The organism is Candidatus Cybelea sp., assembly GCA_036489315.1.
In the GTDB taxonomy this organism is placed as follows: domain Bacteria; phylum Vulcanimicrobiota; class Vulcanimicrobiia; order Vulcanimicrobiales; family Vulcanimicrobiaceae; genus Cybelea.
The window spans coordinates 1-19,411 of record DASXFZ010000058.1 but is presented as its reverse complement, the minus strand read 5'-3'; the positions used below and the strand labels follow the sequence as shown (position 1 = coordinate 19,411).

At 64.2% G+C, this 19,411-nt stretch carries 17 protein-coding genes; 12 read left to right on the top strand and 5 right to left on the bottom strand.

The features are described from left to right. Nucleotides 1–106: 106 nt before the first annotated feature. On the bottom strand, nucleotides 107–1,027 hold the full coding sequence (gene meaB, locus VGG51_12780) for a methylmalonyl Co-A mutase-associated GTPase MeaB (protein ID HEY1883905.1): 921 nt from the start codon (nucleotides 1,025–1,027) through the stop codon (nucleotides 107–109). Between the two features lie 65 nt (nucleotides 1,028–1,092). On the opposite strand from meaB, the gene VGG51_12775 reads away from it, so the two are divergent. The 5 genes from VGG51_12775 to VGG51_12755 are packed head-to-tail and all read left to right on the top strand — an operon-like array spanning nucleotide 1,093 to nucleotide 10,211. Next, on the top strand, nucleotides 1,093–2,520 hold the full coding sequence (locus VGG51_12775) for a glycoside hydrolase family 125 protein (GenBank protein HEY1883904.1): 1,428 nt from the start codon (nucleotides 1,093–1,095) through the stop codon (nucleotides 2,518–2,520). 35 nt (nucleotides 2,521–2,555) lie between these two features. After that, nucleotides 2,556–5,786, top strand: a complete 3,231-nt coding sequence (locus tag VGG51_12770) for a PDZ domain-containing protein (GenBank protein ID HEY1883903.1) — start codon at nucleotides 2,556–2,558, stop codon at nucleotides 5,784–5,786. After that, a complete protein-coding gene (locus tag VGG51_12765) occupies nucleotides 5,783–7,237 on the top strand; it encodes a DUF2723 domain-containing protein (GenBank protein ID HEY1883902.1) in 1,455 nt (484 codons plus the stop codon). The genes VGG51_12770 and VGG51_12765 overlap by 4 nt, the downstream gene beginning before the upstream one ends. After that, entirely contained in the window at nucleotides 7,234–8,688 is a 1,455-nt protein-coding gene (locus tag VGG51_12760; protein ID HEY1883901.1) for a hypothetical protein, read from the top strand. The genes VGG51_12765 and VGG51_12760 overlap by 4 nt, the downstream gene beginning before the upstream one ends. After that, nucleotides 8,685–10,211: a glycosyltransferase family 39 protein gene (locus VGG51_12755; protein HEY1883900.1), complete on the top strand. Its 1,527-nt coding sequence runs from the start codon at nucleotides 8,685–8,687 to the stop codon at nucleotides 10,209–10,211. Before VGG51_12760 ends, VGG51_12755 begins: the two co-directional genes overlap by 4 nt. Nucleotides 10,212–10,227: 16 nt before the next feature. Here VGG51_12755 and VGG51_12750 read toward each other — a convergent pair whose 3' ends face one another. Beyond that, the gene (locus VGG51_12750; GenBank protein HEY1883899.1) at nucleotides 10,228–10,803 is read right to left on the bottom strand and encodes a DNA-3-methyladenine glycosylase I; all 576 of its coding nucleotides are present in this window, start codon (nucleotides 10,801–10,803) and stop codon (nucleotides 10,228–10,230) included. A 35-nt stretch (nucleotides 10,804–10,838) separates the two neighbouring features. Between VGG51_12750 and VGG51_12745 the strand changes: the two genes are divergently transcribed. Beyond that, complete coding sequence (locus VGG51_12745) at nucleotides 10,839–12,353, top strand: glycosyltransferase family 39 protein (GenBank protein ID HEY1883898.1); 1,515 nt, start codon at nucleotides 10,839–10,841, stop codon at nucleotides 12,351–12,353. 13 nt (nucleotides 12,354–12,366) lie between these two features. On the opposite strand, the gene VGG51_12740 is transcribed toward VGG51_12745, so the two are convergent. Continuing rightward, entirely contained in the window at nucleotides 12,367–13,212 is an 846-nt protein-coding gene (locus VGG51_12740) for an alpha/beta fold hydrolase (GenBank protein ID HEY1883897.1), read from the bottom strand. Between the two features lie 25 nt (nucleotides 13,213–13,237). Between VGG51_12740 and rocD the strand changes: the two genes are divergently transcribed. The 4 genes from rocD (at nucleotide 13,238) to VGG51_12720 (ending at nucleotide 17,197) form a co-directional block, all read left to right on the top strand. Then, nucleotides 13,238–14,458: an ornithine--oxo-acid transaminase gene (gene rocD, locus VGG51_12735; GenBank protein HEY1883896.1), complete on the top strand. Its 1,221-nt coding sequence runs from the start codon at nucleotides 13,238–13,240 to the stop codon at nucleotides 14,456–14,458. 159 nt (nucleotides 14,459–14,617) lie between these two features. Then, nucleotides 14,618–15,334, top strand: coding sequence for a translation initiation factor IF-3 (gene infC, locus VGG51_12730; GenBank protein ID HEY1883895.1), 717 nt, complete (start codon nucleotides 14,618–14,620; stop codon nucleotides 15,332–15,334). A 60-nt stretch (nucleotides 15,335–15,394) separates the two neighbouring features. Continuing rightward, nucleotides 15,395–15,754, top strand: coding sequence for a 50S ribosomal protein L20 (gene rplT / locus VGG51_12725; GenBank protein ID HEY1883894.1), 360 nt, complete (start codon nucleotides 15,395–15,397; stop codon nucleotides 15,752–15,754). Between the two features lie 48 nt (nucleotides 15,755–15,802). Continuing rightward, nucleotides 15,803–17,197: a serine hydrolase domain-containing protein gene (locus tag VGG51_12720; GenBank protein HEY1883893.1), complete on the top strand. Its 1,395-nt coding sequence runs from the start codon at nucleotides 15,803–15,805 to the stop codon at nucleotides 17,195–17,197. A 33-nt stretch (nucleotides 17,198–17,230) separates the two neighbouring features. On the opposite strand, the gene VGG51_12715 is transcribed toward VGG51_12720, so the two are convergent. After that, the gene (locus tag VGG51_12715) at nucleotides 17,231–17,506 is read right to left on the bottom strand and encodes a hypothetical protein (protein ID HEY1883892.1); all 276 of its coding nucleotides are present in this window, start codon (nucleotides 17,504–17,506) and stop codon (nucleotides 17,231–17,233) included. A 79-nt stretch (nucleotides 17,507–17,585) separates the two neighbouring features. Next, nucleotides 17,586–18,140 (bottom strand): NUDIX hydrolase, encoded by a 555-nt coding sequence (locus tag VGG51_12710; GenBank protein ID HEY1883891.1) that lies wholly within the window; start codon nucleotides 18,138–18,140, stop codon nucleotides 17,586–17,588. Between the two features lie 55 nt (nucleotides 18,141–18,195). Between VGG51_12710 and VGG51_12705 the strand changes: the two genes are divergently transcribed. Next, the gene (locus VGG51_12705; protein HEY1883890.1) at nucleotides 18,196–18,405 is read left to right on the top strand and encodes a hypothetical protein; all 210 of its coding nucleotides are present in this window, start codon (nucleotides 18,196–18,198) and stop codon (nucleotides 18,403–18,405) included. Nucleotides 18,406–18,419: 14 nt separating this feature from the next. Further along, entirely contained in the window at nucleotides 18,420–19,202 is a 783-nt protein-coding gene (locus VGG51_12700; protein ID HEY1883889.1) for an RNA methyltransferase, read from the top strand. Nucleotides 19,203–19,411: the final 209 nt, after the last annotated feature.

Genomic DNA, 19,411 nt, shown 5'->3' with positions numbered 1-19,411 from the left:
TTGTGCCTGTCCTGAGCTTGTCCTGAGCCTGTCGAAGGGAAGTAAGGAAGCAAAGGGTAGCGGGCGAGCCTTTCGACGCAGCGCCCGAATTCTCCCCAAGCGCACTTTAAAGGCCGAGCTTCGCGATGACGCGATCGGCCGCTTCGTAGGGATCGAACCCCACGATTTCGTCGCTTTGCAGCGCCAGGCGGAGGCGGTTTTCGATGCGGCCGAGGGCGAGCTGGCGGACTTGGTGCCGAAAAGCTTCGCGGCGCCGCTGCTCGATCTCACCGGTTTCGTTCAGATAAGCCACGTGCCGCTCGATTGCGGCCCACAAGTCGTCGATCCCCACGCCTGCGAGCGCCTGCGTCACGACAAGCTCCGGCACCCAGCCGTCCCATTGCAGCATCTCCATCGCCGAGCGGATCTCGCGCCGAAGCTGGTCGGCCATCGGGTGATCCGCTTTGTTGACGACAAAAACGTCGGCGATCTCCATGATGCCCGCTTTGAGCACCTGTATCGAGTCGCCGCTGCCGGGTTGAAGTGCGACAAGAGTCGTTTGCGCCAGCTCCGCGACGGCGACTTCGCTCTGCCCGACACCAACCGTCTCGATGACGACGACGTCGAAGCCGAACGCGTCCATCAAGGTCACCGCGTCGGCCGTTGCGCCCGCCAGGCCGCCGAGATGCCCGCGGCTGGCCATCGAACGGATGAACACCTCTCGATCGGTGAAATGCTCGGCGAGCCGGATGCGATCGCCGAGCAGTGCGCCGTGCGAGAAGGGCGAGCTCGGATCGACCGAAACGACCCCGGCGCTTTTGCCCAGAGAGCGCGCCTTTCGCACGAGCGCCGAGGCGAGCGTCGATTTTCCAACGCCGGGCGGCCCGGTCAGACCGATCGTCATCGCGCGTCCCGTCTGCTCGTAGAGCGCGCGCACGATCTCGCCGCCATGGCCCGATTCTGCCGCCGAGATCGCCTTTGCCAGCGCCCGCGGCTTGCGCAGCCGAAAATCGCGCAGCAACTCAACATTTGTACTTTTGTCGCTCAAGATGTTGCCTCTTTCCGATTCCGAGCAAGAACGGACCTCCCCGGCGCGAAGGCAATCATTCCATAGTGCAATCGGTGCGGTGGGAAGGTGCGCGCTCTCTCGCGATTCTGGCGCTGGTCGCCATCTTCGTGTCCCACGCGCTGCCCGCAGCGGCGGAGACACTCGTCGTGCCGCTGACCGGAAAGCGCGTCCGCGATATCGCAACCGCACAGCTCTTTCACACGCTGTTTCGCGACTTCTTCCTGGAAGACGATGCGACCACGTACGTCGAGACCGGCGACATTCCGGCGATGTGGCTGCGCGATTCGTCGGCGCAGACGATCCCTTACATTCGCTTTCAGCGGCTCTACCCCGTGCTGCGCGCGCGCTTCGACGGCGTGATACAGCGCAACGCTCGCAACGTTCTGACCGACGCTTACGCCAACGCAGTCGACGCTAACTATCACGTCTTCGAGCGCAAATGGGAGGTCGATTCGCTCGCGTGGCCGGTCGTGCTCGCCTACGTCTACTGGCGCTCTACCGGCGATCGGACCGTCTTTACCAACGACCTTCACCGCGCCCTTCAGACGATCGTCAAGACGTACCGCTGCGAAGAACAGCACCGCACGTGCAACCGTTATCACTACGCCTATCACACGTATTCCGACGACAATTATAACGCGTCGACCGGGATGATCTGGGGAGCCTTCCGGCCATCCGACGACGCCGTGCGCTATCGCTTCAACATTCCGCAGAACGCGATGGCGGCGGTCGCGCTGCGCGACGTCGTACTTCTTGCGCTCGATGGATGGGGCGACGCGAACCTCGCGCACCAAGGGCAGGCGCTCGGCGGCCGCGTTGAGGTCGGAATCGAACGCTACGGCCGCGTCTTCGATAGCCGCCTGCACTCGTGGATCTACGCGTACGAGACCGACGGGTTCGGCCGCTACAACCTGATGGACGATGCCAACATTCCCAACCTCACGACCCTGCCGTACATCGACTGGTGCTCGGCCTTCGATCCCGTCTATCTCGCAACGCGCAAGTTTGCGCTGAGCATGGACAACCCGTTCTATTTTTCCGGACGCTACGCCGAAGGGCTCGGCAGCCCCCACACACCGTACGGCTACGTTTGGCCGCTGGGCATCATCGGGCGGGCGCTCACCGCAACGTCTTCGGTCGAGGTCGCCAATGCGATCACGACGCTTGCCGAAACCGACGGCGAGAGCGGCTTGATCCACGAAAGCTTCTATCCCGGCGGATACTGGCGCTACACCCGTCCGGAATTCGGCTGGGCAAACGCCTTGGGCGCAGAACTCTTCTTCCGGAGTCTGGCGGGTGAGCCGGCGACGCAGTTTGCTTGGAGTGGCCCGATCGCACCGCTTCAGGAGCGTTCGCGCACGCCGACACTGGTGCCGATTTTCACGCAGATCGAAAACGCCGCCGAGCTCTCCGCGACGCTTGGGCGGCTCTTGCACGTGAGCGGCGGCACGATGCCGCGCACGCCGAAATAAGGGGAGGCGGAAACCCGGTCGCCAAGCTTCGCGGTATGGACCAGGGTTATTATCGCTATCCCACTATAGCAGGCGACCGCGTCGTTTACGTGTGCGAAGACGATCTTTGGAGCGTCTCTGCACGAGGCGGCGATGCCGTCCGGCTTACCGTGAGCTTCGGTACCTGTTCCTATCCGCGGCTCTCGCCCGACGGTAAATGGATCGCCTTTATTTCGACCGACGAAGGAAGCCCGGAGCTCTTCGTGATGCCGGCGCGAGGCGGCGAGCCGCGCCGCCTGACCTTTCTCGGTGCGACGATGGCGTGGGTCATCGGCTGGACGCCCGACGGCGCCGAGATCGCCTTTGCGGCAAACCCGACGTCGTGGTACGAAGGGGAGACACGGCCTTTCACGATTTCGCCCGAAGGCAGCGAGCCGCGCGAGCTCAATCTCGGCCACGCGCGCACGCTTTCGTTTGGACCGGGCGGGCGGCTGGCGATGGGACGCAACGCCGCCGACCCGGCGCGCTGGAAGCGCTACCGCGGCGGCACCGCCGGCCAGATCTGGGTGCAGGCGGCCGACTCGGGCGAGTTCGCCAGGCTCGCGCTGCCCGACGGAAATCCGTGTTGGCCGATGTGGATCGGCGAGCGTATCTACTTTCTCTCCGATCACGAGGGCATCGGCAACATCTACTCGTGCACGCCCGACGGAAACGATCTGCGCCGCCACACGAGCGAGAACGAATACTACGCCCGCTTCCCGTCGACCGACGGCAGCCGGATCGTTTACGCGGCCGGCGGTGACGTCAAGCTCTTCGACATTGCAAGCGGCGACGTCGCGACGGTGCAGATAGAGACGCACTCGACGGCTCCTCAGCTCGCGCGTCGTTTTGAGAGCGCGGCCGAGTCGCTCGAGCATTTTGCACCGAACCCCGAGGGAACCCAGCTCGCATTCGATGCTCGCGGCCAAACGTTCACGATGCCGCTCTTCGACGGGGCGGTCATCCGGCACGGCGCCGGAAGCCGGGCCCGCAGCCGTTTGACGCAGTGGATGCGGGACGGCGAGCGCCTCGTTTCGATCACCGACATCAACGGGTACGAGCAGATCGCGCTCTACCCCGCCGACGAGTCGGCCGAACCGAAGCTGGTCACCACCGGCGACGTCGGGCGAATTACCGACATGGCCTGCTCTCCGGCCGACGACCTTATCGCTTTTGCGAACCATCGCCACGAGCTCTGCGCCGTCGACCTCGGAGATGGAAAGGTTCGCGTGCTCGACTCGTGCCCGTCGAACCGGATCGAGGGCCTAGCTTTCTCCCCCGACGGCCGTTATTTGGCCTACGTCTGGTCGCCGGCGCACGGAACCTCGATCATTCGCGTGGTGAAGATTCGTTCGGGAAAGATCCACGAGGTCACGTCGCCGCTGCGCACCGACCACACTCCGGCCTGGGATCCGGACGGAAAGTACCTCTACTTCATCTCGACGCGCGACTTCAATCCGGTCTACGACGCGCTGCAGTTCGATCTGAGCTTTCCGCAGGCGAGCCGGCCATTCGTCGTGACGCTGCGCAACGACGTGCCCTCGCCATTCGTTCCGAAACCAAAGCCGATCCACCAAGATCGCAACCACGACGCGCTGCACACGAACAACAAAAAGCCCCATAAGGTGCCCGACGTCGAGATCGATTTCGAGGGCATCCAGGGTCGCGTGCTCGGTTTTCCGGTCGACGAAGGTGACTATCGCGAAATCGTCGCCGCGCCGCAGCGTCCGCTTTTCACGGTCTTTCCGGTGAAGGGAATCAAGCCGGCGCGGCGCGAGGACCTCGACGAAGGGTCGCATGGAACGCTGCTCGCGTACGACTTCGAGCAGCAGCGTTTGGCGATGATCGCGACCGAGGTCGAAGAGATTCGTCTCGGTGCCGACGCGCGCACGCTGATCTATCGCTCTGGGGAACGGCTGCGCGCCGTCGACGCGCTCAACGATCTCCCCGAGGAGGGCGACGAACAGAAACCGCCGACGGAACCCGGCCGGCGGAGCGGCTGGATCGAACTCGACCGCGCCAACGTCGAGATCGTTCCGCGCGACGAGTGGGCGCAGATGTACCGGGAAGCATGGCGCTTGCAGACCGAGCAGTTCTGGGTCGAGGACATGAGCGACATCGATTGGGATCGCGTCTACGATCGTTACGCCGTCGTATTACCCCGGGTGCGCACGCGCGGCGAACTCTCCGACCTCATCTGGGAGATGCAGGGCGAACTCGGCACGTCGCATGCTTACGAGTGGGGCGGCGACTATCGCGAGCCGCCACAGTATCAGCGAGGTTTCTTGGGTGCCGATCTGCGCTGGGACGAAGAGCGCTCCGGTTACCGCATCGAACGCATATACCGCGGCGATTCCTGGAATCGTGACGTCGATTCTCCGCTGGCCGAACCCGGGCTCAACGTTCGCGAAGGCGAATGCATCGTCGCAATCGGCGGGAAACGCCTGAGCCGCGACGTTACCCCCGGCCGGCTGCTCGTCAACGCCTCCGGACGCCACGTCTCGGTCACGCTGGCATCCCGCAAGGGCGAAGAGCGGACGCTTCTCGTCAAGGCACTTTCGAGCGAGACGCCGCTGCGTTACCGCGCCTGGGTCGAAACCAATCGCCGGCTCGTGCACGAGCGAACCGGCGAGCGCGTCGGATACCTGCACATCCCCGACATGGGGCCCTGGGGTTTCTCCGAGTTTCATCGCGGCTACCTCAGCGAGTTCGACCGCAAAGGGCTGATCGTCGACGTTCGTTACAATCGCGGCGGCCACGTCTCGCCGCTGCTGCTCGAGAAGCTGGCGCGCAAGCGCGTCGGCTACGATCTGCCGCGATACGGCGCGCCGATTCCCTATCCGCCGGAGTCGGTCGGCGGCCCGATGGTTGCGCTAACCAACCAGTTTGCCGGATCCGACGGCGATATTTTCAGCCACTGCTTCAAGCTGTATAAACTGGGGCCGCTGGTCGGTAAGCGCACGTGGGGCGGCGTCATCGGCATCGACCCGTATCACCACCTCGTCGACGGAACGCTCACGACGCAGCCGGAGTTTTCGTTCTGGTTCGTCGACGTCGGCTGGGGCGTGGAGAATCACGGAACGGATCCCGACTACGACGTCGATATCGCGCCGCACGATTATCGCGACGGCAAGGATCCTCAGCTCGACCTCGGCTTGGAGCTGATGGAGCGCGCGCTCGAGGGATATACCGAACCTCACCCCGATCTGTCTACTCGTCCTTCGCTTCCGCTGCCGACACTGGCGTGAACTGGCCGCGCGCAGCGGCCTTCGTCTTGCCGGCGACGGTATACGCTGCGAGCGCCTCGGTCGAGCCGGCGTCGTGGGATACCGCCGAACTTCAGGGCGTGCCGTACATCCTCGGCATCGCCCATCCGACCGGCTTCCCCCTTTACGTTCTGGCCGGCTATCTCTGGTCGCACCTGGCGGCGATCCAGTCCGTCGCTTTTCGCATGAACCTGATGAGTGGAGTCGCCATCGCGGTCGCGTGCGTCGCCGCCTACGAGGTTGCGTGCGAGCTGGGTTCCGGGCGGCTCGTCGCGCTCTTCGCCACGCTCTGGTTTGCCTTCACGCAAAACGTCTGGACGCACGCAGCGCGCGCGGAGGCTCAAGACCTCTCCGTCGCCTGCGCGGCGCTGGCGATCTACCTTTTTGTGCGATGGATGCGTACTGCGGACGGTCGCTGCTTCGCTGGAGCCTTCGCGCTCTGCGGCCTGGCGATGGCCGCGCATCCCAACGCGCTTTGGCTTCTGCCGGCCTTCGTCGCCGGTGCGCTGATCGCGCAGCGCCGGCCGTCGTGGCGGTTGAGCGCGCTCTCCGCGCTGCTGCTCGTCGCCGCACTTGCGCTCTACCTCTACCTGCCGCTTCGCTCGGCGTACATCGTCGCGCACGGCTTGGATCCGACGGCAACGCTGGCCGGTGCCGGCGGCGGCATTTTTTGGAATTACAATAACCCGAGCACGTTTGCGGGCCTCGCCGTCGAGCTCACGGGAACGCAGTTTCACACCCCGGCCTACTTCGCGCAGGCGTTCAATCCGCTGCACGTCGGCGACGCGCTGTGGACGTTCGTGAGCGATACGCACGTGCAGTATGGAACGATTGCGACGCTCCTGCTGATCGGCGGCGCGCTCGCGGCTTGGCGCCGCAACTGGCGCGTAACGCTCGTTCTATGCCTGGCGTGCACGACCGCACTCCTCTTCTCCGTCGTCTATCCGAACGAGAGCGACGTCGGACGCTACCGGCTCCTCGCTTCGTGGATCGCCGTCCCGCTGCTGGGTGCGCTGACGCCGCAAACGACCGGTGTGAAGGCGAGGCTGCTGCGAACGGCGCTCGTGCTCTTTCTCGCAACGGGCGCAGTCACGTCGTTTTGGGGCCAACGAGGTTTCTTCGCGCACTCGCCCGGCGAGGGGGGCCGCTGGGTAATCGAGGCCGTCAAACCCTATGTTCCCCCGCGCAGCGTCATCGTCGCGGATTGGCTCGACGCAACCTCGCTCGCCTACGGCGCCTACGTCGACGGCTCGCTGAGCGGACGCATCATCGTCTCCGACGACGAGCCTCGTATTTTCCTTTACCGGCAGTGGGCCGTGCACCGCCGCGTATTCGTCCTCGTCGATCCCCATCAAACACGCGCGATGGAGGGAGCCCGCGACTATGCGACGCTCGACGACTATCACGAGCTTTTCTCGGTCACGCCGCCGTGAACGTCGCCCCGGCTGGATTCACGCTCGACGGAAGCATTGCCAAAGGCTTCACCGAGTTTTTTCTACCGCTTCACAAACGCTTCACACCCGAGGCGCAGCGGCTAACGCGCGAGCGGGCGGAGCGCCTCGCGCGCGCTCACGCCGGCGAGCTGCCGTCATACCCTGCGCAATCCCAAGCGTCGGAGTCTGCGTGGCGGATCAAGCTGCCGATCTGGTGCGCCGATCAGCGCAATCAAATGACCGGGCCGGCCGACGACGCCGAGCTTTGCGCGAAGCTGCTGCGGTCGGGCGCCCCCGGCGTGATGCTCGATCTGGAAGACTCGATCGTAAATACGTGGGAGCACTTGATGACCGCGCATCGCAACGCGCTCGATGCGCTCTACGCTGCGAGCGGCACGGTTGTCTGGACGCGCGTGCGCGGCCTCCACCTTTCGCAGGCTGGGATCATCTCGCACGTGCCGGCCAGCGCCCCGCTCTTCGATCTCGCGCTGCTCGTCTTTCGCTGCGACTACTCCCGCTTGACGCACCCCCTCTGCATCTACATCCCGAAATCTGAGTCCGCGCAGGAGGCGCTCTGGTGGAGCGCGGTCTTCGACGCGCTGATCGAAGCCAAAGGCTGGCCGCGCGGCTCGATCAGGGCGATGGCGCTGGTCGAATCGCACCCGCTCGCGTTCGAGATGGAAGAGTTTCTCTTCAACTTACGTGAGTATATCCTGGGCCTCAACCTCGGGCGCTGGGACTACATGGCCAGCCTCATCCACTACAATCTTTGCGATCCCGCGTGGCTGCTGCCCGATCGCAACACGATTCCATTCGACGTTGCCTTTTTTCAACGAGTCCGCGAGCTGCTGCCGGAGATCGCGCACAAGCACGGGGCGCTGGCGATCGGCGGAATGACGGCGCTCTACCCGAGCCGAACCGACCCGCAGCTCAACGCTCGCGCGCTCGCCGTGCTCGAGCGCGACAAACGCAACGAGGCGGACTGCCTGATGGACGGCGCGTGGACGGGCCATCCCGATCAAAACGCGATCGCCGTCGCGCAGTTTCCCTATCCCAATCAGCTCGAGAAGCGGCCGGCGCTCGCACCCGCGCGGCCGGATCTGCGTCCCCCGCCGGCCGGTATCGGCGCGACGACGCTCGATGGTACGCGCGCGGCGATCCGCACGGTGATCCGCTACCGAAACGGCGTGCTCGAAGGGCGCGGTGCGAGCCTGCTCGACGGCTACATGGAGGACCTCGCAACGGATCGCATCTATCGGCTGATGATCGCACAACGCATGCGCTTCCCCGGAGAGTACACGCCACCGTCACTCTCCGCAGCGTTCGACGACGAGCTGGCGCGGATTCTGAGCGAGCTTCCCGACCCGCCGCCCGCTACGGCCGATCGCTACCGCCGCGCCCGCCAGATCTCCGAGGCGATGATCGGCTCGGGGGGTTTCGACCCGACGTGAGTGACCGCGGGGTCCGCCGCACCGCGGCGATCGCCGCGTTCGCAGCGTTCGCGCTGCACCTTGCCGCCAACCCACACTACGGTTTCTTCCGCGACGAACTCTACTTTATAATCTGCGGATTTCGCCCGGCCTGGGGCTACGTCGATCAGCCGCCGGTCGTGCCGCTGCTCGCCGCGGGGTCGCAGCTCTTCGGCCACTCGCTCGTGCTGCTGCGCGCGCTGCCCGCAGCGTTTGCCGCGGGAGGCGTCTACGTCACGTGCCTGCTTGCCGCAGAACTCGGCGGCGGAATCTTCGCGGCGGTGCTGGCCACCCTCGCATTTCTTGCCGCCCCCGTGCTCGAGAGCTTCGGCATGAAGGTGAGCCCGGACATGGTCGGCCTGTGGCTCTGGCCGCTCGCCGCGCTCTACGTTTTGCGCATCGTCAAGGGCGCCGACCCGCGCTGGTGGCTGGCCGCCGGAACGTGCGTCGGCGTCGCGCTCGAGAGCAAGTACAGCGCGATCTTCTTTGCGGCCGCGCTCGTGCTCGGACTCGCCGTCACTGCGCAGCGGCGCGCCATGCGCACCCCGTGGTTCCTAGCCGGCATCGGCATCGTCTTTGCGCTCGCCCTGCCGAATTTCGTTTGGCAGGCGCTCCACGGATTCCCGATGTGGGAGCTTTTGCAAAATGGCGCGCACGGAAAGAACCTCATCGCGCCGTGGTGGCTCTTTCTCTTCCAACAGCTCTTACTGACCAATCTCTTCGCGGCGCCGATCTGGATCGTGGGCCTCGTTCGCTTACTGCGCGGAAGTAACACCCGGTTTTTGGGCTACGGCTTCGTGCTGCTGATCGCGATGATGATCGCGCTGCATGCCAAGCACTACTATCCTGCAAACGTCTATCCGATATTGATGGCCGCCGGGGGCGTCGCCTTCGAAGCCATGACCGCGCGCGTGCGGCTCGCGCGGCCGCTGCTCGCCGTCGCGACGATTGCGGCCGGGCTCTTCTTTCTACCGCTCACGCTGCCGGTGCTCGCCGAGCCGCAGACGCTGGCCTATACCGGGTTCGTCTCGCACGCGCTTGGGTTGGGCCGCTCGACGCTGGCTACCGAACGCAAGCGCACCTCCGCGCTGCCGGAGGACTTCGCCGACATGCACGGCTGGCCGCAACTCGCACGGAGCGTCGCCGCGATCTACGATGCGTTGCCGCCGCCGCAGCGCGAGCAGGCGGCGATCGTCGCGAGCAACTATGGAGAGGCCGCGGCGATCGATTTCTTCGGCGGCCCTTACGGGTTGCCGCCGGCGCTCTCGGGCCACAACAATTATTGGCTTTGGGGCCCGCGAGGCTACAGCGGGAACGTCGTCATCGACGTCAACGGGGACTGCGGGCGCAGCGATTTCCCCGGTCTTTTCCGCAGTGCGCGGCTGGTCACGCATTCCAATCCGCCGTGGGTAATCTCCTACGAGCAGAACATTCCGATATCGCTATGCGAGGGAATCACCCAACCGCTCTCGAGCCTCTGGCCCAAACTCCGCCACTATATCTAATCCGAAAGCTGGATGGCTACCTCCAGGCGCAGTTTACGAAGTGGTCGTTGACCATTCCGACGGCCTGCATGAAGGCATAGCAGATCGTCGGCCCGACGAAGCGAAAGCCGCGCTTTCGCAGGTCGCGACTCATCGCGTCCGATTCGGACGACGACGCGGGCACGTCGCCGAGGCGCCGCGGGCTATGCACGATCGTCTTGCCGCCCACGAAGCGCCAGATATACGCATCGAACGAGTCGAACTCTTGACGCACGAAGAGCAGGGCGCGCGCGTTGCCGATCGCCGCTTCGATCTTTGCACGGTTGCGGATGATTCCGGCGTCGAGCATCATGCGCTTGACCCGCGAGGGCGTGATGTTGGCGACGAAGGCGGGATCGAATCCCCCGAAAAGCTCGCGGTAGCGTTCGCGCTTGCGAAGGACGGTCTCCCAGCTCAACCCCGCCTGCGCACCTTCGAGCACGAGCATCTCGAAGAGCGCTTGGTCGTTGTGTACCGGTACACCCCACTCGGCGTCGTGATAGGCAATCAAAGCAGGCGTGCTCGCCCAAGGACAGCGTTTCGGTTGACGGTCACCTTTGCGGCGTTCCGGCATTGCAAGCTGCGTTGGAATGTTTTATGACTTAGGCTATGCGCCTGCGCTCTCCTGGACGGATCGCGCTCTCCGCCGCCCTGGTAACCTTCGCCGCCCACCTCGTCGGTAATCCGCACTACGGCTTCTTCCGCGACGAACTCTACTTCGTGATCTGCGGATTGCACCCGGCCTGGGGGTACGTCGACCAGCCGCCGGTCGTACCGCTACTCGCCGCGGGCTCGCAGTTGTTCGGTCACTCTCTGTTCGCGCTGCGGGCAATTTGCGCGTTCTTTGCCGCCGCCTGCGTTTACACGACGTGCCTGCTCGTCCTCGAGCTCGGCGGCGGGGTCTTCGCCGAGCTTTTCGCCGCACTGGTGGCGGCTGTTACGCCCGCGCTGATGGACTTCGGCACGAAGCTGTCGACCGATACGCCCGGGCTTTGGCTCTGGCCGCTGGCGGCGCTGTACGTGCTGCGTATCGTCAAGGGCGCCGATCCGCGCTGGTGGCTCGCGGTCGGAGCCATCTTCGGCGTCGCGATGGAGAGCAAATATACCGTCCTCTTCTTGATGGCCGGGATGGTGCTCGCCCTGCTCGCCCTTCCGCAGCGGCGCGTATTGCGGACGCCGTGGTTTCTCGCCGGCGCGCTGCTCGGCGTCCTGATCGCGTTGCCGAACTTCTTGTGGCAGGCCGCGCATCACTACCCGATGCTGACGCTGCTGCGCGATGCCGGCGCCTACCGCAACGTCATCCTCACCCCGCTCGAATACCTGGCGACCCAACTGCTGATCACCCACCCGCTGCTTGCGGCGGTCTGGCTCGTCGGATTGATCGCGCTGCTGCGCGGCGCGCAGACGCGATTTCTGGGGATCGCCTATCTACTGTTGATTCTGGCGATGATCGTTTTTCACGGCAAGGACTACTACCCGGGCGACGTCTATCCGATTCTCATCGCCGCCGGGGCGGTAGCGGTCGAAGCGTGGTCGGCCCAGCGCGCGCGCTTGCGGCCGGCCTTATTCGTGTACGTCGCCATCGCGGGAAGTTTGCTCGTCCCGTTGCTGATGCCGATCCTGCCGGAGCGAACGATGACCGCCTACGACCAAGCCGCGGTCAATCTACTCACGCAAGAGGTCGCGCTCGCGCGCACGGAGCGCCGGGAGATCGGCAGTCTGCCTCCGGATTGGGCCGACATGCACGGCTGGCCCGAGCTCGCCGCGCAGGTCGCCCGGATCTATCGTTCTCTCCCGCCCGCGCAGCGAGCGCAGGCCGCCGTCATTGCGAGCAACTACGGTGAGGCGTCCGCGCTGGATTTCTACGGCCCGCAGTACGGCCTTCCGCCGGTGATCTCCGGGCACAATCAATACTGGCTGTGGGGTCCGCTCGGAAATAGCGGTAACGTTTTGATCGAGGTCAACGGCGAGTGCGATTCTCGTCTCTTTCGCAGCGGACGGGTCGTCGCGCATTTCTCTAACCCGTGGGGCCGTCCGTTCGAAAGCGGCTTTCCGATCTCGCTCTGCGAAGGAATTCGGATGCCGCTGGAAGCCTACTGGCCGAGGCTGCGCAACTACATTTAAGCCGTTAGCGCCGCTACGGATCGATGGCGTGCAGAAGCGCCGGATGCACGCGGTCCGCCAGACGCCACGGCCGCAGCGGTGAGACGATATCGTGCGAGAGCGGCAGTCCCGTCAACACCGAAAGCTCGACTGCATCGGGGTGGTGCCGATGCCAGCGGCGATAGAGCCGGCGAATAGCGTAGTTATTCACCGCGATCTCTGCGGCGTTGGTAATGATCGTGACGTGCTCGGCTCCGGGGGCGGCCGTCAGCGCTTCGTCGAGCAGCGCGCGCGCGATGCGATACGAATGCGCGATCGCGTGCGTCGCGTAACGGGGGTATCCGCATGCCGCGATGTGTTTGTCTCGCAGAATCGGATTCCACCAATGAAAGCGGTTCGGCAGACGGAGCAGCCGCTCGGCGACGGTGTTCATCAACCGGTTGGGAATGCACGCGATGCCGAAGAACGGCGCGATCGGAACGCAGCGATCGATCTCGTAGTGCTGTCCAATCCATGCTGCGAGCAGCCCCCCCAGCGAAAAACCTGCAACCGTGACGCGCTCGCCGAGCTCGTGCGCGACCCTCACGTAATCGGTTACCGCGGTATAGAGATCCTCGGCGCGCAGACGCTCGAGCGCGGTCGAAAGCCGATCGGCGTGTCCGTGCCGCGGTAGCCGCGGAACGACGACGTTATGCCCCCGGTCGAACAGGTCTGCGGCCACGCGCTCGAACTGTGCCGGACTCGCGCTCATTCCGTGTAGCAAGACGACCGCACGCGGACGGCGCGTCCCGTGCACGTACGCCAGCGTGCGGCCTTTTTCGGCGACGCCGGGGTGATCGCGCGCGACGAGGCGCTCGAGCGAGTCGAAGCAGGTAGTCAAGGGCGAGTCCTTAACACGGAGACGGGTGCATCTCCTCTCTGAGCGGGCGCGCGAGCTGATCGCGTGTGAGGAGCGCTACGGCGCTCACAACTATGCGCCGCTCGATCTCGTCGTTGCGCGGGCGGAAGGCGTTTGGCTGACCGACGTTGCCGGCAAACGCTATCTCGATTGCGTCAGCGCCTATTCGGCGCTCAATGCCGGGCACTGCCATCCGCGCATCAGGGCGGCGCTCGTAGCACAGGCCGGGCGCGTCACGCTGACGTCGCGCGCGATGCACAACGATCGCATGTCGGGTTTGCTCGAGCAGTTGACGCGTACGTGCGGATACGACAAGGCCCTTCTCATGAACACCGGGGTAGAAGCCGTCGAAACGGCGATCAAACTCGCACGCCGCTGGGGCTACGTCAAGAAGGGCATCGAACCGGATGCCGCGCGCATCATCGTCTTTTCCGACAACTTCCACGGCCGCACGATGGCCGCGATCAGCGCCAGCACGACACCGGAATATCGCGAAGCCTTCGGCCCTTTCTTGCCGGGATTCGCGACCGTGCCGTTCGGCGACGCCGATGCACTCGAACGAGCGATCACGCCGCAAACGTGTGCCGTCCTCATCGAGCCGATTCAAGGCGAAGGCGGAGTCAACGTTCCTCCGCCGGGTTATCTCAAGCGCGTCTGGGCGCTGTGCCGGGAGCACGAGATATTGATGCTTGCCGACGAAGTGCAGACCGGCTTCGGGCGCACCGGCGATCTCTTCGCGTGCGACTACGATGCCGTCAAACCCGATGTTTTGATCGTCGGCAAAGCGCTAGGCGGCGGTTACTATCCCGTCTCGGCGGCGCTAGCAAACGACGAATTGATGAACCTGTTCGGGCCGGGCGATCACGGCAGCACGTTCGGCGGAAACCCGCTCGGGTGCGCGGTTGCCGAGGCATCCCTAGACGTCATTCTCTCCGAGAACCTTGCCGCGCGCGCCCGCTATGCCGGGGCCGCGATCGTTGCCGGCCTGCGCTCGATTCGATCCCCGCTAGTAACCGGGATTCGCGGACGCGGGCTGCTGCTTGGCTTGGCTCTCAATGTTCCGGCCAGCCGGCTCTCCGACGCCCTGCTCGAACGCGGCATCGCCGCCAAAGAGACTCGCGAGCACATCCTGCGCATAGCGCCGCCCTTGGTCATCAATGACGACGAGATCGCCTACCTGCTCGAGCGCTTCACCGGCGCGCTGGGCAGCCTGCAATCCCACTCTTGACATTCCCCCGTTCGGGCGTGATATGGTTGGCGGGCCGAAGCAGCGGGTCGTTCCGCTCACCGGATGCCTGCGGGCGATCCGGTCTTCACTTAAGGGGCCTACGGCTGGTTCCCACGTGGGGTTGCTCCGGCAGCGCTTTTTTTATTTGGAGATGAGCTCATAGCAAGACCCCTTAGAGTCAACGATCAGATTCGCATCCGTTCGGTCCGCGTGATCGACGAAAACGGTAACCAACTCGGAATTCTCCCGACCGAAGACGCGCAGTCAAGAGCCCGGGTCGCCGGACTCGACCTGATCGAAGTGTCGCCGAACGCGCAGCCTCCGGTCTGCAAGATCGCCGACTACGGGCGGTTGAAATACGAGCAGTCGAAAAAAGATAAAGACGCGCGCAAAAAGCAGCGCCACTTCGAACTGAAGGAAGTGAAACTGCGGCCGAAGATCGAGACTCACGACTACGAAACGAAGGCGCGAATGGCGGAGCGCCTGCTGCTCGACGGGAGCAAGATCAAAGTAACGATCATGTTTCGCGGCCGCGAAATCACGTACACGTCCTTTGGACGGCGGCTGCTCGATCGAATGGCCGAGGACATGGCGCCGCTTGCAACGGTGGAGCGAGAGGCGCGGCTCGAGGGCAAGAACATGTTCATGATTCTGGCGCCCCGCGCGACGCCGACCGGTCCGCCAAAATTTTCTATCCCAGCCAAGGAGCGAACCAGTGCCGAAGATACGCACCCATCGGGGAACAGCCAAGCGAGTGAAGGTCACAGCGAAGGGCAAGCTGCTTCACCGTCATCAATTCGACGGCTGCGGCCACATTCTGAGCAAGAAGAGCCGCAAGAGAAAGCGGAAGTTCCGCAAGGATCAGCCGACATTTAAAGGCGATCTCAAGCGCCTCGCACCGACCATTCCGTATCTGCTCTGAGGGAAAGTTAACACATGGCACGGATCAAACGCGCGGTTGGCGGGATGAAGCATCGCCGCAAGGTGATGAAGCTGGTGAAGGGCTTTCGCGCCGCTCGCCGCCGCAACTATCGGGTCGCAAATGAGGCACTGCTCAAATCGCTGGCGTATGCGTTTCGCGATCGGCGCGTTCGCAAACGCGATTTTCGCTCGCTCTGGATCAGCCGCATCAACGCCGCCGTCCGGCGCGAGGGTCTCTCGTACTCGGTTTTCATGCACGGTCTCAAAAAATCCGGCGTGAGCCTGAACCGCAAGGCGCTCGCCGAACTGGCTATTTCGGACGAGAAGGCGTTCGGAAAGCTCCTCAGTATAGCCCGGCAGGCCTCGCAGAAATAGCCCGCCGGAAAAGGCGAACGCCGTCTAATCTCTAAAACATTGAGCGATATGAAACGTTGGGGCCCCGTCTTTGCGACGGCGTTTTCGCTCTGCGTTTTCGCGCAGGCCGCGCCGCTGGAGGTACGAGCGGAGAGCAGCGTTACGCTCACCCCCGCGCTCGCCGATCGGATCGACGACTTGGCGCGGGAGGAGATTCACGCTGGGCGTACGCCGGGACTGGCCATCGGCATCGTCCAGGATGGCCGCATCGTCTACGCTCGAGGCTTCGGCTTCAGCACGATCGGAAAGCACGTCGCGATGGCCCCGGACACGCAATTCTACGTCGGGGGCCTGACCAAGGAGTTCACGGCGGCCGCGGTGCTGCTGCTCTCGCAAGAGAGTAAGCTCTCTCTCACGGACAAGCTCGGCAAATACATTCCGGAGTTCAAGCTCGGCGCGGCAATTACGGTCGCGCAGCTCCTGACGCAGACCTCCGGCCTGCCGGCGTACGAGCCAAAGGATCCGACCAAATCCGTCAAGCTGGCCGACGTCATCGCCGAGATCGATGCAGGCAAGCCTTTGCCCGCTCCGGGCGCCTACGTCGATTCCCCGCTCAACTATTTGCTCGCGGCGCTGGTCGTGGAGCGCGCGAGCGGCCTTCCGCTCTCGGACTACCTCGAGCAGCACATTTTCATTCCGCTGGTCATGGACAGCACGTTTCTCGCGGGGGACAGCGGAATCGCTCCCACACACGCGACCGGATACACGCGATCGGGCCGTGAGTTCGTTCCGGCTCCCGTCTGGGACCCGACCTGGCTGGGCGGCAATGCCGGATTGGTTACGACGCTCTACGACCTCGCGAAGTGGGACATCGAGATGCCGATACTCCTGCGCGTCGACGCCGTTCGAACGATGTTCGCTCCTACCGCGAGCAACGGCCCGACGCGCTACGGCATGGGATGGGTGATCGACCGGCGCGGCGGCAAGGACTTCGTTTGGTCGAACGGCCAGATTTCCGGCTACCGCGCCATTAGCGCCCTCTTGCCGGAGCAGCACGTCGGCGTCATCGTTCTTTCGAACGCCGACTCTTTTCACGGCTCGGTTGCAATTCCGGAGGAACTTAGCGCTCGCATCCTCGATCTGATCGTCCCGCCGGCGGCGGCGCACTTGGACAACGCGATCGTCGACCGCGCCAAAGAATGGCTCAATCGCTTAGCGACGGGCCAGATCGAGCGGGATGAGCTGACGCCGAGCTTCAGCACGTATCTTACGGACGCTCTGGTCGAACACGATAATCTCGCGGCGCTTGGACCGCTGGTCTCAATCGTGCCCGAATCGAGTACGACCGAACAGGGCGGGGATACTCTCTATGAGTTTCTCGTGCGCTACCGCCGCGCACAGTATCACTACGAGTTCGAGTTGACCCCTCAGGGGAAGATCGACGGCCTCAGCCTATCGGCCTAGCGGGCCGCAAAAGCCCCCCAGAATGCGGTTTCCCTAGTCGTCTCCATCGGCGAGGCGACGCCCTGTCGCCTCGACTACTTTGCCCAACATGGTTACCGCTTCTGCTCGCGTCGCATTGCTGAACATGTAACGCAAGCGCTCGTCTGCATCCTCGACGATCAAGACCGAACGGCGGCCCAACCGAATCGAAGCGATGAGCGAGTTTAAGTACGCCTCGTCTTCAGGCGTCAACGCCGATTCTTCTGCACCATCCCCGCGCGGCTCCAACAATCGCTTGATGACGGCGTCAATGTCGCTGGGTATCTCCACCACAAACCTCCAAAGAAGCAAATCCGCCGCAACGAAATAGCAACGGTTCTCGACGGCGGGAATTGCTCTCTATTTCTAACTATCGACTGGCGTGAGTTCCAATTTCACCTCGAACGCCCTTTAGCCACGATAAACCCAGCATCGTTTTCGCATCCGTTGCGCCGTTAGCGACCAGGCGCCATGCCGCCTCAAGGGTAAATGTGCCGATCTCGATTCGCTCGTCGTCGTCGAAAGCAGGCGCGCCCTCGACAAGTTCGTCTGCATGAAAGATGTGCATGAGCTCCGAGCAGAATCCCGGCGTCATCCAAAACGAACCGATCGGGTTCAACCGCCCGGCCGTGTATCCGGTCTCCTCTTGCAGCTCGCGGCGGGCCCCTTCGGCGGGCGATTCGCCCGCTTCGCTCGTGCCCGCGGGGAGCTCCCAGAGCGACGTCCGTGCGGGATGGCGATACTGGCGAACCAGAACGACCTTACCCGGAGCCGGGGTCGCCAGGATGGCCAGCGATGCTCCGTGTTCGACCACGTCGACGCGATGGGTCGTGCCGTCTTCGTATTCGAGTTCGTCGGCGCGAACGGTAAAGACGCGCCCCCGGAAGACTTCACGTGATTCGAGCACCCGGGGCCGGTAATTCATTGCGGCGTTGACTTGGCGGAAGGCTTGGGCGCAGCCTCGTGGCTAAGCTCGTGAGGTGCCGAAATCTCGCACGTCCATCTGGATCGAAATCGGATGGCTCGGCTTCTTTCTGGTCGTCTTCGTTGCATCGGTCTATCTCTTCGTGCGCACGCTGGTCCCCCACCATTTTAACGACAAAATCGCAATCATGCTCGCCGCGATTTTTTCCGGGCTGATCCTGATTGCTGCCCGCGCGTGGCTCGCGTCCCGCGCCGCAAAGAGCTAGGGAGAGCTCCGAAGATGGCGGCACAGATCGGCGCCCATTCGCCGCGGCTCGCTCGCGTCCGCAAGCTTCGCTCGTCCAAGGGACGCGCCGAGCACGCCCTGTTTGTCTTCGAGGGTCCGACGCTGCTGCAGGAAGCACGCGCCAGTTCCTTTGCGATCGAGGAACTCTTCGTCACGCCCGAAGCATACGCAGCGACACCGCTCGTGCGGGAGATCGAGGCGGACGGGGCGACGGTCCATCTCGTCGACTCTGCCGTCGCCAAGCAGCTCTCCGATCTGACGACCCCAGCCGGGATCGTCGCCGTCGCCCGGCCCCGCCGCTGGGACCTGCCCGCGATCTTCGCAGGCAACGCACTGGTGCTCGTTTTGGCCGACCTTGGCGACCCGGCGAACGCGGGCACGCTGCTGCGCTCGGCGGACGCGTTCGGCTGCGACGGGGTCATCTTCGGGCCGCTCGGCGTGGAGCCGTTCCACCCAAAGGTAGTCCGCGGATCGATGGGGGCCGTCTTTCGCCTGCGCACGGCGGTCGCAAGCCCACCGGAAGTGGCCGCCGCAGCGGCCGCCGCGCACGTTCGGCTGCTGGGGCTCGATACGCGAGGCACGGCGTTGACGGGGGAACTTCGCGAAGGGCCGGCCGCCTTGGTCATCGGTCACGAACGGCGCGGTTTGGGGCCCTGGGAGGCGCTCTGTGACGCCCTTATCGCCCTTCCGATGCGCGGCCGCGCGGAGAGTCTGAGCGCGGGCGTGGCGGGCTCGATTGCCCTCTTCGAAGCGAGCCGAACGTATCCGCGGCAATAGGTTCGAAATATTTGTCAAGAGAGTACTCGGGGGGCAAAAAGTCAAGACTACCAGCGCTAAAACTCGCATGGTATACTCACCCCATTCCGCGACGAGGGCCGCCCTGGAGCCGACGGCTAGAAGGAGACTGCAAAGCGCTATGGCAACGTCCAATCTCTTCTGGAGGCTTTTCGCCCAAACGGGTTCGATCGACGCTTATCTGGCATACC

Coding starts and splice junctions, on each gene's coding strand:
- VGG51_12770 (HEY1883903.1), top strand. CDS start 2,556: ATGGACCAGGGTTATTATCGCTATCCCACTATAGCAGGCGACCGCGTC.
- VGG51_12750 (HEY1883899.1), bottom strand. CDS start 10,803: ATGCCGGAACGCCGCAAAGGTGACCGTCAACCGAAACGCTGTCCTTGG.
- VGG51_12745 (HEY1883898.1), top strand. CDS start 10,839: ATGCGCCTGCGCTCTCCTGGACGGATCGCGCTCTCCGCCGCCCTGGTA.
- rplT (HEY1883894.1), top strand. CDS start 15,395: ATGGCACGGATCAAACGCGCGGTTGGCGGGATGAAGCATCGCCGCAAG.
- VGG51_12720 (HEY1883893.1), top strand. CDS start 15,803: ATGAAACGTTGGGGCCCCGTCTTTGCGACGGCGTTTTCGCTCTGCGTT.
- VGG51_12710 (HEY1883891.1), bottom strand. CDS start 18,140: ATGAATTACCGGCCCCGGGTGCTCGAATCACGTGAAGTCTTCCGGGGG.
- VGG51_12700 (HEY1883889.1), top strand. CDS start 18,420: ATGGCGGCACAGATCGGCGCCCATTCGCCGCGGCTCGCTCGCGTCCGC.